At 46.6% G+C, this 12,676-nt stretch carries 13 protein-coding genes; 6 read left to right on the top strand and 7 right to left on the bottom strand.

Translation table 11 applies throughout. The features are described from left to right. Positions 1-267 carry a YqhV family protein gene (locus ABLT31_RS12325; RefSeq protein WP_367752365.1) on the bottom strand — a complete coding sequence of 89 codons (267 nt, stop codon included), beginning with the start codon at positions 265-267 and terminating at the stop codon, positions 1-3. A gap of 158 nt (positions 268-425) precedes the next feature. Between ABLT31_RS12325 and comA the strand changes: the two genes are divergently transcribed. The 3 genes from comA to ABLT31_RS12310 are packed head-to-tail and all read left to right on the top strand — an operon-like array spanning position 426 to position 2,483. Continuing rightward, on the top strand, positions 426-1,238 hold the full coding sequence (comA, locus tag ABLT31_RS12320) for a phosphosulfolactate synthase (RefSeq protein ID WP_367751868.1): 813 nt from the start codon (positions 426-428) through the stop codon (positions 1,236-1,238). Beyond that, entirely contained in the window at positions 1,235-1,972 is a 738-nt protein-coding gene (locus tag ABLT31_RS12315; protein ID WP_367751866.1) for a 2-phosphosulfolactate phosphatase, read from the top strand. Before comA ends, ABLT31_RS12315 begins: the two co-directional genes overlap by 4 nt. A 55-nt stretch (positions 1,973-2,027) precedes the next feature. After that, positions 2,028-2,483, top strand: coding sequence for a DUF441 domain-containing protein (locus tag ABLT31_RS12310; RefSeq protein ID WP_367751864.1), 456 nt, complete (start codon positions 2,028-2,030; stop codon positions 2,481-2,483). Positions 2,484-2,516: 33 nt separating this feature from the next. Here ABLT31_RS12310 and efp read toward each other — a convergent pair whose 3' ends face one another. From efp to ABLT31_RS12290, 4 genes are all read right to left on the bottom strand, one after another. After that, positions 2,517-3,074: an elongation factor P gene (gene efp, locus ABLT31_RS12305; RefSeq protein WP_367751862.1), complete on the bottom strand. Its 558-nt coding sequence runs from the start codon at positions 3,072-3,074 to the stop codon at positions 2,517-2,519. A gap of 23 nt (positions 3,075-3,097) precedes the next feature. Then, positions 3,098-4,165, bottom strand: a complete 1,068-nt coding sequence (locus ABLT31_RS12300) for a M24 family metallopeptidase (RefSeq protein WP_367751860.1) — start codon at positions 4,163-4,165, stop codon at positions 3,098-3,100. Positions 4,166-4,269: 104 nt separating this feature from the next. Beyond that, complete coding sequence (locus ABLT31_RS12295; RefSeq protein WP_367751858.1) at positions 4,270-4,758, bottom strand: YqhR family membrane protein; 489 nt, start codon at positions 4,756-4,758, stop codon at positions 4,270-4,272. Between the two features lie 103 nt (positions 4,759-4,861). Continuing rightward, positions 4,862-5,266: a c-type cytochrome gene (locus ABLT31_RS12290; RefSeq protein ID WP_367751856.1), complete on the bottom strand. Its 405-nt coding sequence runs from the start codon at positions 5,264-5,266 to the stop codon at positions 4,862-4,864. A gap of 234 nt (positions 5,267-5,500) precedes the next feature. Between ABLT31_RS12290 and ABLT31_RS12285 the strand changes: the two genes are divergently transcribed. Together ABLT31_RS12285 and ABLT31_RS12280 are read left to right on the top strand one after the other, a co-directional pair. Beyond that, positions 5,501-6,451, top strand: coding sequence for a DUF1385 domain-containing protein (locus ABLT31_RS12285; protein WP_367751854.1), 951 nt, complete (start codon positions 5,501-5,503; stop codon positions 6,449-6,451). Positions 6,452-6,521: 70 nt separating this feature from the next. Continuing rightward, a complete protein-coding gene (locus tag ABLT31_RS12280) occupies positions 6,522-6,848 on the top strand; it encodes an SA1362 family protein (RefSeq protein WP_367751852.1) in 327 nt (108 codons plus the stop codon). Between the two features lie 39 nt (positions 6,849-6,887). Here the strand turns inward: ABLT31_RS12280 and mntR are convergent, their stop codons facing one another. Next, positions 6,888-7,334 carry a transcriptional regulator MntR gene (gene mntR / locus ABLT31_RS12275; RefSeq protein WP_367751849.1) on the bottom strand — a complete coding sequence of 149 codons (447 nt, stop codon included), beginning with the start codon at positions 7,332-7,334 and terminating at the stop codon, positions 6,888-6,890. 127 nt (positions 7,335-7,461) lie between these two features. On the opposite strand from mntR, the gene splB reads away from it, so the two are divergent. Beyond that, positions 7,462-8,535 carry a spore photoproduct lyase gene (gene splB / locus ABLT31_RS12270; RefSeq protein ID WP_367751847.1) on the top strand — a complete coding sequence of 358 codons (1,074 nt, stop codon included), beginning with the start codon at positions 7,462-7,464 and terminating at the stop codon, positions 8,533-8,535. Positions 8,536-8,825: 290 nt separating this feature from the next. Here splB and ABLT31_RS12265 read toward each other — a convergent pair whose 3' ends face one another. Beyond that, on the bottom strand, positions 8,826-12,569 hold the full coding sequence (locus ABLT31_RS12265; protein WP_367751845.1) for a dynamin family protein: 3,744 nt from the start codon (positions 12,567-12,569) through the stop codon (positions 8,826-8,828). Positions 12,570-12,676: the final 107 nt, after the last annotated feature.

Raw genomic sequence — 12,676 nt, 5'->3', positions numbered from 1 at the left:
TCAGCGGCTCTTTACGCCGATCAGAATACAAGTAACCCCGAGCAAAATCCAAATAATTTTGCCAAAGGAAATTTTATCGGTAATCCCTATCAGACCAATTGTAGTCGTGGCAATCAAAATCAGTGGCCCCATTAAGGCTAGGGAACTGTTGATAACTAATGCCTTTTCCACTTCGTTGAACTTCACCATCAGCAGCGCAGCTAAAATTTCGATACTCCCGGATAGCAACCGAAGCAGGGCCATCCCGATGATGGCCTTCTCCAACATATGAAACATGGTTCATCCTCCTGCCTTTTCTTCAAATGGCGATTCTTCGCTGTAACATACATATGCAAGTTCCGACCAATCTAAGACAAGTTCCTATTCTAGGCTGGTATGCATATATTGATTGCAGTTCGACGATAAGGTTTAAGCGAGGAGATACGATGTCTGAAGAATTCTGTTCACTCGAAGAATTGACTCTGCATGATCCGCTAGGTCTCCGAAAAAGCAGAAGGGCCTTGCAGGGCATTACGATGATTATTGACAAAGGCTTAGGACTCGGACAATTTCAAGATTTACTGGATACAGCCGGAAACTATATTGATTATATTAAGCTAGGCTTTGGCACAACCGCCCTATACCCTCCAAGAGTGCTTCAAGCCAAGCTGCGAATGGCCAAACAATATAATGTAGATGTCTATCCAGGGGGAACATTTTTCGAAGTCGCCTATCACCAAGGAAAAACCAGAGAGTATATCTTAAGTATGAAGAAGCTAGGATTTACGAAGCTTGAAATTTCCGACGGAACCGTTGACTTGCCGATAGTGGCCAGGAGGGATGCCATCTTGCAGGCTAGACAGGCCGACTTCGATGTGATTACAGAATGCGGCAAAAAGATAGCGGGTTCGCAAATCGATGCAGAGGAGCTAATCACTACTCTCTTATCCGACTTACAAGCCGGTGCCCGCTTTGTCATCATTGAGGGCAGGGAGTCAGGCGAAAATGTTGGAATCTATGACCAAAATGGCTGCATTCAAGACAACTTTTCTTCCATACTGAAGGAAATCCGGCCTTATCTGGAGCACATTATTTGGGAAGCCCCAAAAAAAAATCAGCAAGTAGAGCTAATCAACTCGTTCGGACCTAATGTTCACTTAGGCAATATCCCGCCCGATGAAATTTATGCCGTTGAGTCCTTGAGAAGAGGCTTGCGTTCTGATACCTTTTTTTGGGGCATGGGGAGGGAAGAGCAGTGAAAGTAGAAGTTGTATCGCAAGTTGACGAAGTGAAAATGGAGGAAATTAAGCATCGTACGGTCATCGTTATAGACGTTCTCCGCGCGTCCAGTACCGTAGTAACGGCTTTAGCTCATGGAGCCAACGAAGTCATCCCTGTAGAGACGGTTGGCCAGGCCCGACAGTTTCATGGAAACCAGTATTTGCTTGCTGGCGAGAGATACGGGAAAAGAATTGCAGGCTTTCCTTATACAAATTCTCCGACTGAATTAAGCTCCACTCCCCTTGCAGACAGCTCGCTAGTCTTAACGACAACGAACGGAACCCGAGCCATACAGAAATCGTTAAAAGCCGAGGCCGTCCTCATCGGCTCCTTTTTAAACGGCAGGGCTTGCGCTGAGCTTGCCCAGCAGTTTAGGCGGGATATCACCATCCTTTGTGCTGGTTCACGGCAAAAGTTTGCTTTAGAAGACGGCTTAGCTGCAGGTTATATCTTATCCTTTCTCTTGACTAAGATCCCCGATCCCTGTATCAACGATTTAGGCCAAGCGATGTTTGCCGCATATGATTTCCACAAAGACCAATTACCCAAAACCTTGCAGGAGACAGCTACAGGTAAAAGACTCATGCAAGCAGGAAATCTTGCGGACATTGAGTTCTGCGCTCAAAAAGACCTGTATCCCCTTGTCCCCTATCTGAAAGATGAATCCTTAACCATTTACTCCCCAAAGGAAAAACTAATCGGCAAAGAATAAACCTCCTTGTCCCTTCATAGATTCTAAAGAGACCTTGGGACAGGGGTAATGCGAAATGACAGGAGAACTGTTGTTAGTTATTTTGATTATCATCGGTTTAGTTGGCCGTTCTAACATAATTGCTACAGCAGCAAGTCTCTTGCTGATCCTAAAGCTTACATCCTTGGAGAGATTTTTTCCGGCCGTGGAAAGGAGGGGTTTGGAGTTAGGATTACTATTCTTGACCATGGCCGTTTTGGTTCCCTTCGCGAATGAAAAAATCAGCTGGAAAGATGTTACGCCGCTCTTTACCACACCTTACGGTATTATGGCGCTCACAGGAGGAGCCATCGCCACTTATATGAACGGCAAAGGGCTTGATCTTTTGCGGATGGAGCCCCAAATGATCGTAGGACTCGTTATTGGTTCCATCTTTGGCATCATCTTCCTGAAGGGTATTCCAGTTGGGCCTTTAATGGCAGCAGGCATAACAGCTCTTTTTGTTAAACTGGCCGATTTCTTTCTGAAATAAAAAAAGGAGGCCCGAAGGACGGGCTTCCTTTTTTTAGGCACGGGACAAATACTCTCCCGATCTTGTGTCGATAGATAGCTTGTCGCCTTCATTAATGAAGAAAGGCACTTGAACAACAAGTCCCGTTTCCATTACGGCAGGCTTGCTTCCGCCAGAAGCGGTATCTCCCTTGATTCCTGGCTCCGTTTCCTTAACGGTAAGTTCAACCGTGTTAGGAAGCTGAATGCCTAGGATCTCGCCTTCATATTGCATGATGGAAACCATCATGTTCTCCAATAGGAATTTTAATTCCCTCTCCAAGCGGCTAGCCGGAATGTTTACTTGGTCATAAGTAGACGTATTCATGAATACATGTTCGTCGCCGCTCGCATACAGGTATTGCATTTCCGCTGTCTCAATGCGAGCTCTCGCCACTTTTTCGCCACCGCGGAAGGTCGTTTCCTTAATGCCTCCGCTGCGAAGGTTTCTTAGCTTGGCGCGGACGAAAGCTGCACCTTTTCCAGGCTTAACATGCTGGAATTCAATAACTTGAAGGATATCTCCATCTACTTCAATTGTAAGCCCGGTTCGAAAATCGTTCACTGAAATCATCTAAACTTCCTCCTGAAATAAATCTATAAAATGATAAGCTCTTTGGTCGATTGGGTAATGATTTCACAACCATTCTCCGTGATGATGACATCATCCTCGATGCGAACTCCACCCAGCTGCGAGAGATAAATGCCTGGTTCGACCGTTACAACCATGCCGGGTTTTAGCACAACATCACTTTTAGATGATAACCCAGGACCCTCATGCACTTCAAGTCCTATTCCGTGACCCGTGCTATGTCCAAAATATTGGCCATACCCCGCCTCCGAAATAACATCCCGAGTCAGCGCATCCGCTTCCTTCCCGGTGATCCCTGGCTTTATTTGCTGAACTCCCGCCAGTTGGGCTTGGAGGACTGTTTCGTAAATCTCCCTCAGCTTCTCACTTGGCTCCCCGACAGCGATGGTCCTAGTCAAATCGGAAACATATCCATTATAATAAGCGCCGAAATCCATTGTCACCAGCTCTCCTGGGTTAAGCACCTTGTCGCTCGCAACGCCATGAGGCAAAGCTCCACGTTCTCCGGAAGCGACGATAATATCAAAAGAAGAGCTCGCAGCGCCCAGCTTTCGCATATGAAACTCGAGTTCAATGGCTACATCTCTTTCCGTAACACCAGGTTTAATAAAGCCTAGAATATGCTGGAAGGTGTCATCTGCAATCTGACAGGCTTGTCTGATCACAGCTATTTCATCAGCCGACTTCACCATCCTCAATTCCTCGACCAATCCCTGTACCCCGACCCATTCCCCATTTTCTCGACAGGCTAATAATCCCTCATACAATGCATAAGTTGCATATTGCTTTTCAAACCCCGTCTTTAGGGCTTGGAGACCTGTCAACTGTTTTCCGACTTCTTGAAGAATCGGTCCTTCATGGCGAATGACCTCAAAATCCGGCGCTTGTTCGGTTGCTTGATCAACATATCGAAAATCCGTAATTAGCTGCGCCCTCTCCAATGTGAGCAGCAGATATCCAGCACTGCCGGTAAATCCGCTCAAATAACGGCGATTATAAGGGCTTGTAATTAGCAAGCTATCTAGCCCTTTCTCCTTCATCCGTCTTTGCACTTCCACTAAGCGATGATTCACAATCGCTCACCTCCGTCACATGGTAGGCCTGTTCTTCTCCTATAACTGGGAGATTTTGCATTCGTTACTTTGCCAATTTTATCATATGGTCCTTATTTTGAATACTACCTATCGGCTTCCTTTTTACTCGAGAATTCGGTGGACAATGAGAACCCGACAAATAACCCCCAGAGGATATATAAGGATAGTTCCGTGGCAAAGGTATTCATCCCTAATACATGAATCGGCTTTTTGGTCAGCGCCAGCAATGGGCTTACACCATAATAAAAGATACCAAACATCCCAATCCCAAGTCCGATTCCAATCCAGGGGCTGTAAAATTCGGCAAGCGAAAAAACATAAGCCAAGGCAATACCCATGGAAAGCACTGTCGCTACACCTACGCCTGCCAACTGGGCCAGAGGGCGGTTAACGGCATCCGACTGAAAAAAAGGAGCTACATAGATGGATGGGCCGATTTTCGTAAAGTTCATGTAATAGGCCACATAGTGGAGCATGGCCCAAAATGCCCCTCCAACTCCTCCCACGATGAGCGATGATCGGATCTTGCGTGCCTTACTATCCTTCCTGCTTTCATTTTTTGCTTCTTCCATTCGTCTACCCCCGTCAATGAGTTGCCATTAGTATGCCCGGTTTATCTTTCCTTAAAAAGATAAAAACCAGAATGGTTAACCATCCTGGCTTCTCACTAGTATCTTATTTATGCTCAGCCAACCATGCGGCAACGAGTTCTGCATCAGCGCCCTGCAGCATTTTTGGAGGCATTCCGCCTTTTCCATTATTGATAATGCCAAGTATTTCTTCCTGGCTCAGCCTGCCTCCCACCTGCTGAAGGTTAGGTCCGGCACCTCCAGAAAGGTCATTTCCATGACAAGCAGCACACCCCTGGTTAAACTTCTCTTCAGCAGCTGCAGCATCCACTGTACCGCCTTCAGCTGGCTTTTCCGCTGGTTGTTCAGCAGGCTTTTCGGCTGGTTGTTCAGCCGGCTGCTCTGCTGGCTTCTCGGCTGGTGCTGGTGCAGCTTGATCTCCACCCCCGCCGCATGCAGTCAAGGCACCGATCAATACTAAACCCATCGCCATTGATACTAAACGCTTCATCTCTATTCACCCCCTCCGTATTTCATATTACTTATCTTAACCTCCTTTATTCAAGCGCAACCGGCAAATGTTGCTAATTGTTCACATTTCATCCTTTTCCCCTTCTAACAAATTCTTACAAAATATCGGGTTTAACCCACTGGAAATACAAGCCCGTAATGATGTAAAATAAAAGGAAATATACTATTCCCTTTCTTTCTAAATTGGGGATACAGCTAGGAAAGGAAGATAACCTTGTCACAACAAAAACCGATAGCCTACGGGGGTCAAGCCGTTGTCGAGGGAGTCATGTTTGGCGGTCGCAAGGTCATCGTGACGGCCATCCGACGGAAAGATGATTCCATCGAGTATTTCGAAGAAGAGCGAAAGCAAAACCCTACCTTAAACAAGCTAAAGAAAATCCCCTTTATCCGGGGAATTGTTGGTTTAATCGAAGCCAGTGCGAACGGGTCGAAGCACCTCAACTTTTCTACCGAGAGGTATGATGTAGACCCTGGGGAAGAAAAGGTTGAGGAAGAGAAGGATTCTTCCTGGAACTTGACCATGGTTTTAGGGGTCGCTGTGATTGGCGTTCTCTCCTTCATTTTTGGAAAGCTAATCTTTACCGTTGCCCCAGCAATCTTGGCTGATGTTTTATTTACCAGATGGGTAACTGACAATATCCTGCAAAATTTGATTGAAGGGGCCATTAAGATTATCCTTTTGTTAGCTTATCTGTTTGCCATCTCGCAAACCCCGCTGGTTAAAAGGCTATTCCAATACCATGGTGCCGAGCATAAAGTGATTAATACCTATGAAGCAGGAGTGGAACTAACCGTCGAAAATGTACAGAAATTTTCGAGGCTCCACTACCGATGCGGAAGCAGCTTTATTATCTTCACTGTTCTAGTAGGCGTGGTTATCTATTCATTTTTCCAGTACGATTCGTTATGGGAAAGGATCTATCAGCGAATCCTCCTACTTCCCTTAGTCATTGGCGTTTCCTATGAAGTGCTGCAATTCACCAATAAGCTTCGCGATATTCCTCTGCTCCGCTTACTGGGGTATCCTGGCTTATGGCTGCAAAAGCTGACTACCAAGGAGCCCGAGGATAAGCAAGTGGAAGTGGCCATATCATCCTTCCGGAAAATGATGGAAAAGGATCAAAGCACAGAGATTGCCAAACGGGTAGCACCAACAGGTTAAGGTTTGGAATGGGCGATTTGATTACCCAATAGTGAAAATGAGGTGAGGCACTTTGACCAATAACACCAAGTTGTTTTTCATTGTTTTATTTTCATTAGCTGCAGTTGGCTTAGTCAAAGTATTAAAGACCAACCCTATGATGCTCTTTATCTCCATTGCCTTTTCAATCGGGATCATTTATCTCCTCAGCCGCTTTATGGGAGGGAGACGGCCAGCTGACAAGGGGTATCAAAAGGCGCTCAAGAATCAGAAGAAAAAAGGCAAGCTAACTCCAACGGAGATGCAGAAGCTTACGCGATTGAAAAAAAGCCCGCGCGAGATTCCTTTCAAGGTGATTGAAGGAAGCAAGAAAGGGAAGTCACCGAAGGACAAGGAAAATAAAAGCCATTTTCACTAGGAGAAAAAGACCTATCAGAGTTTGTTCTGATAGGTCTTTTTATGTTCCCTCTTTCTTGTCCTGATCCATTTGTTCATCGATTAGCTTCAATCGGCGCAAGTCCTCTAGCCGTGCAGGATCCTCATTAAAGTACTGGACCAAATATTCAATGCAGGTAATCGCATCCCAGCTCAGATGATGCTCGATGCCCTCTACATCATCATAAATCTGGTCCTGCGATACCCCAATCATCTGCAAGAAATTCTCTAAAAGCGCATGGCGATCAACCAGCCGCTTGCCCACCTTTTTCCCCTTGGCAGTTAAGATGAGTCCACGGTATTTCTCATAAACAAGATATTTATTGTGATCAAGCTTCTGGACCATTTTGGTGACGGAGGATGGGTGTACGGAAAGAGCTTCAGCAATATCGGATACTCTAGCATATCCTTTATCTTCGATGAGCGTATAGATCTTCTCCAAATAGTCTTCCATACTTGGAGTCGGCATTGTAAATCCCCCCAACCATCCTTATTTTTGACCAAGATCAAACAACCTCAATAATACCTTAACTTGCTAGGGCGAAGCAAGTGGATTTAAGCGTTTTCTTCGAAATAATAACTCTGAGGTGAAAATCATGTCCACATTAACGCTAGAACGTCCAAATCCAAAACAGCATGTGAACAAGCCTTTTGAGCCGGATGTCGTTTTCTTTGAGCCTCAGGCGCTCGAATATCCTTTAGGGAAAGAGCTGATGAAGCGTTTCAACGAAAACAACACCCCCATTCAAATGACCACCTCACACAACCAAGTCCGCGGGATCCAAGGCGAATCCGGTTCCCCTGAGTGGTATCGCAACGCCAAGCGAACGCTGGTCGTCGGCCTTAAGAGATCGTTAAAATTCGAGCCCTCCAAGCCTTCTGCCGAATACGCCATCCCATTAGCAACCGGATGCATGGCGCACTGCCATTACTGTTATTTAAATACCAATGTGGGAACGAAGCCCTATATCCGAGTCTATGTGAATCTAGAGGACATTTTTGGCCAAGCAGAAAAGTATATGAAGGAGCGCGCCCCTGAAATTACCCGTTTTGAGGCCGCTTGTACTTCAGATCCTGTCGGGATTGAACACCTGACTGGCTCGCTCAAGAAGACCATTGAATTTTTCGGGCAACAGGAATTGGGACGCTTGCGATTTGTCACTAAATTCGCGAACGTGGACTCCTTGCTTGATGCCAAGCATAACGGGCATACCCGATTTCGCTTTAGCATCAATGCCGATTATGTCATTCGGAATTTCGAACCGGCCACCTCTTCTTTCCTAGACCGCATTGAAGCGGCGAAGAAGGTAGCGGAAGCCGGATACCCGCTTGGTTTTATTGCTGCCCCGCTATACCGTTTTGACGGTTGGAAAGAAGGGTATCAAGACCTGTTTGGACGGCTTGCGAACGCCCTGCCTTCTTCTGCTGCGAAGGACTTGACCTTTGAATTAATCCAGCACCGCTTTACAAAAGTGGCCAAGAATCTGATCCTGGATCGCTACCCCAAAACGAAGCTGGAAATGGATGAAACGAAGCGCCAATATAAATGGGGGAAATACGGGCGAGGCAAATACGTCTACAAAAAAGATGAGGCAGCAGAATTGCAAAGCCATCTGGAATCGCTGGTTCATACTTATTTTCCGCAGGCGGAGATCAGTTATTTCACTTAAACTGGATAGAAGACAAAACTTCCCTTATTTTACAAAATCTTGAGGAAAAAGAAAAAATAGAGGAACAAAGTTCCTCTATTCCAAATTAAGTAGCTTAAAAAACGGCATGATCAGAGAAATAACGGTAATTTCTTCCCTTATAAGTAAGATTCTCTTTATCTTAATCCACATAAGGGAAAGATTTTCCCTTATTGTATGAGGGTGTCAATAGAATCGTTGGAAAATCTACTACTAATCACGATAATATCTCCGTTTAGGATCCTTTTTCGATGATAAATGGAGTTTTTCCCCTATTGCAAGCTCTGAAGATTCTCGTAGATACTTTCCAATCGATCAACATCCACGTGGTCATCCAAGGCACTGAGCAGTCCCGAGTAGTGTTCCTCCAGCTGCTCCAGTAGCTGCTTTTTCTTGCTTTCTGTGTTCTCCTCGAATTGGATCCGATAATAATTCTTCAGCTGGTTTTCGCATCCCTGCAAGTAAGTTGAAACCGGTTCAGCCAACCAGTTTTCTATGCTCTCCCTCATTTGGTCCCTTCCGCCTTGCTCGAAGAATTGCTTCGGAGACTTGAACTGGGATAAGATCCGGCGGATAGACGTACTCTCATACTCCATTTCGGCAGGGAATTCCGGTACAGCCAAAGAATACGGCTGATAAGACAGATCCAACTCCTCCTTGAGCTTTTCCAACAGGCTGCCCATGATCTGGGAAGTCAGGCCATTCGATGTTTTCTCCAAGCGCAAGGAGGTCGCACGAAGCTCCTGGCCTAAAGAAAATACGATATTCCGGATCATCTCATCAAAGCATTGCTGCAAGATGGACTTCATATCCCTTCCCTTTTCCTCTTTTAACACGGCTGGATTAAAGGATAAAGAGAACCATTCGCTAAATCGGAAGAACAGGCGCTGTTTCACATAGAAAAGCAATTCCTCCACTTCTTTTTCCATAACCCCTTTTTCCCGCTCAAAGGAGTAAGTGCCCACCAGCTCTTCGTCCTGCGCCTTGGCATCCAGGTACTGGGATCTTCTGCGTTTTTTCGCCTCTTCCCCTTCCTTGGCTGATTCGATGAAGGAGCGAAGCGCCGCACGCGAGCGATTCATTTCCCCTAAAGCCGACTGGATTGCTACGTCGGTCAATTCTTCAATCGTGAAGCGGATGAAATCTTGCTCAAAGGCTTCAAATCCGGAAAAAGCAAGAGCTTCGTCAGGCGGCATCAGCCGATCGGTGGAATTGGTCCGTTCCCTATATACTCGCTCCGCGGATTCCGAAAGCTTACCTGCACCAAACATCCTGGCCAGCAGAGCGGTTTGGCTAGATACCGGGTATAAGCGAGGGTTGCGAATGCCGCAGGTGAGCAGATTGTCCTTGACGTGGTCGACCACCCCGAGCAACTCTTCCTTCGAACGAGCCAAATCCGCCGCATTCACAAGGAAAAACATCTTATCCATTTCAAACGTATCCTTTACCCTGCCCAGCTGCTGCAAGAACTCACGGTCAGCATGAGAAAAAGCATGATTATAATAAGTCACGAACAATACCGCGTCCGCATTCTTAATATAATCGAAGGCTACCCCCGTGTGGCGGGCATTGATCGAATCCGCACCTGGCGTGTCGACCAGGGAGATTCCTTGGTCAGTTAGCGGACAAGAATAATACAGCTCAATCCATTCCACGAAGCAGGCTTTTTCCTCACGGGCAACGAGTTCCTTAAATTCATCCATCCCCACCAGGATTTCTTGATTGTACTGCCCCTTCATCGCGTCCATGCCTTTTTTTACGGCGGTCAAGAAGGAATAGTGCGGTTTAGCCGTCGGCAAGATTTCTTCTATATCGATACGGTCCACTTTTCCTGCAGCTTCTTCTATGGAATCGGCTTGGATGCGAAAAACGGAAAGGGACTGAAGCACATCCTTGGTCATTTCCTGTTCGCTTTTTATTTTCACCCGAACCGTGCCATGCGGAAACTGTGCATTTGGCGGCAAGATTTTATTGATTGTAGCCGTTGTCGGGTTCGGGGAAACCGGCAAAATCATATCCCCCATCATCGCATTGGCAAAAGAGGACTTCCCAGCGCTAAACGCACCGAACAAAGCTACCGTAAAGAGGTTTTGCTCGAGACGATCCGCGCGCTGTTTCATGTTTCTGGCTGCCAGAGCCTGCCCTTTCAAGCCTTCAACTAACTCGGCTGCCTTGCGAAGGGTTGCTGCGGCTCCCACCAGCTTAGACTTATAATCCTGCTTGAATGGAGAGGCATTTTCCCTCTTCTCTTCTAAAACAAGAGTATCAACCTTCTCTTTTTTCACGAGCGTGGGCACGCGGCTGTCTTTCCACGACCTGCGAGCCGAGGCCGCTGCAGGAGATTCCGCGGCTGACACCTGCAATGCCTCCCCGCTGACGTCTTCCAGCAACAGTTTTTCCTTCAATTGATAAATATAGCTTTGTTCCCCGTTGACCAAAGTGCGCAACGCTTCCAGCGCGTCCTTTACCTTGAGTACGGCCTGGCCTTCATCCTTCAGCCTTTGTTCCTCGCGCTTGGATTCCGCCTCTGAAAGGAGAACGAGCTCGTCAATAAATTCCATTCCAAGACGGCGATATTTGAGCTTAATTTCATCAGCCAAGTCCTTGCTGTAATTTAATACCGCATCACCGGTTACCTTCGCTCCCTCCTTGACTTTAGAAGAAAGGAGATCAGGCGTGATGGTTACCTCCAAGCTGTCCATTCTGTGCATGAGTTCTTCCGGAACCGCTAGCTTGGCTTCCTTCGGCAAGCGGTGAAGCAGCTCCTTCACATGCCATTGCAGATTCGCTTTGGCTTGCTGCTCCACTTCCTGGTGAAAGGCAGACAAGCGAGCTTCTTTTTCCTGCTGTGTCTTCCCCGCCGTAAACAAGAACCCTACCTTAAAGCCCGGCTGGCAGCTTTCCAGATACTTCCCGGCCAATTCTCGCATCGAGTACGGGGTAATGTTGGCATTATCAATAACACCCTGGAGTTCTTTCATAAGCGCATTTTTCAGCTGCTTCGGTGCGGCAACAGCCAAGTCCAGCTTTTCCTTGAGATGACGGTAGGAATCCTCGATCTCTTTCGCATTCGCTTCACCAATGATGGCTTCCCATTTTTCCTTTTCCTGCCGGTTTTGCTTCTGCACGAATTCCTCATGCTCATTCGCCAAATCCAAGGCGGATCGCAGAACGCTCTCGGATAGAATCTGATCTTTCTGGAAGAACATCGAGTAAAGGCGGTCGTGCAACTGCTCAATCTGGTTTTCCGGATGATCCGGAACCTTGAGTGTCGTGTAAAAAATGCCGTCCGGTTCCACTCCCCACTGCTTGAAAGAATCCTCCACGCTTCGGCGAAAAGCGGAAAAATCCAATTCCAGGTCGAAGTGCTTGTCGATCTGGTTAATGACTAAATATAGCGTCTTCCCTTTTTCTTTTAGGGTCTTGGTAAATTGAAAATTAATCTCTGACTGCACATGGTTATAATCCATCATATAGACAACGACATCTGCCAAATGCATGGCGGACTCTGTTGCCACTTTATGGGCGGCATCGGTAGAATCAATTCCGGGAGTGTCCAGCAAGGTGGCCCCGTTGATGAGAAAATCATTCGGGTGATGGATCTCCACCGTTACGACCTCGTCCCCATCCTTGCACAGCTCCTTCAGCTTGTCGAGCTCTTGGACGTAATCAAACGTAACAGGGGGCTTATTCTTAAAATAAGCAACCGCCTTGGCTTCTCCCGATTTGACCTTGACTACATTTGCGCTAGTCGGTATCGGGCTTGACGGAAGGATTTCCTTTCCCATCAGCGTATTGACCATCGTCGATTTCCCAGCAGAGAAATGGCCGCAAAAAGCCAAGACGAACTCTCCTGTATTCCATTTTTCCAGCAATTCGCCTATCTTCGCTGCATTCCCTTGATCTGATTTGGCTAAAAAACTTTCCCGGAGCTCTTCAAGGCGACGCTTCAGTGTTTCTTTGCCGAGCTGTACTTGCCCCTCTTCCAATCGTTCCAATAAACTCTCTACACTCATGGGATCACCTATATCTCTCTGTATTTGATATTTAGTATACAATCAAGATCTATTTCTGATCATTCCCTTACATTTTAAGCAATTACGGCGCGAACTTCTACTAAAAA

The sequence above is a fragment of the Ammoniphilus soli genome, assembly GCF_040813775.1.
The sequence above is the reverse complement of the archived record's forward strand: the minus strand, read 5'-3'. Positions and strand labels throughout refer to the sequence as shown.

What these genes read in the sequence shown, in the direction of transcription:
- ABLT31_RS12325 (WP_367752365.1), bottom strand. Translation starts at nt 267, where the DNA reads ATGTTGGAGAAGGCCATCATCGGGATGGCCCTGCTTCGGTTGCTATCC.
- comA (WP_367751868.1), top strand. Translation starts at nt 426, where the DNA reads ATGTCTGAAGAATTCTGTTCACTCGAAGAATTGACTCTGCATGATCCG.
- ABLT31_RS12310 (WP_367751864.1), top strand. Translation starts at nt 2,028, where the DNA reads ATGACAGGAGAACTGTTGTTAGTTATTTTGATTATCATCGGTTTAGTT.
- efp (WP_367751862.1), bottom strand. Translation starts at nt 3,074, where the DNA reads ATGATTTCAGTGAACGATTTTCGAACCGGGCTTACAATTGAAGTAGAT.
- ABLT31_RS12295 (WP_367751858.1), bottom strand. Translation starts at nt 4,758, where the DNA reads ATGGAAGAAGCAAAAAATGAAAGCAGGAAGGATAGTAAGGCACGCAAG.
- ABLT31_RS12290 (WP_367751856.1), bottom strand. Translation starts at nt 5,266, where the DNA reads ATGAAGCGTTTAGTATCAATGGCGATGGGTTTAGTATTGATCGGTGCC.
- mntR (WP_367751849.1), bottom strand. Translation starts at nt 7,334, where the DNA reads ATGCCGACTCCAAGTATGGAAGACTATTTGGAGAAGATCTATACGCTC.
- splB (WP_367751847.1), top strand. Translation starts at nt 7,462, where the DNA reads ATGTCCACATTAACGCTAGAACGTCCAAATCCAAAACAGCATGTGAAC.
- ABLT31_RS12265 (WP_367751845.1), bottom strand. Translation starts at nt 12,569, where the DNA reads ATGAGTGTAGAGAGTTTATTGGAACGATTGGAAGAGGGGCAAGTACAG.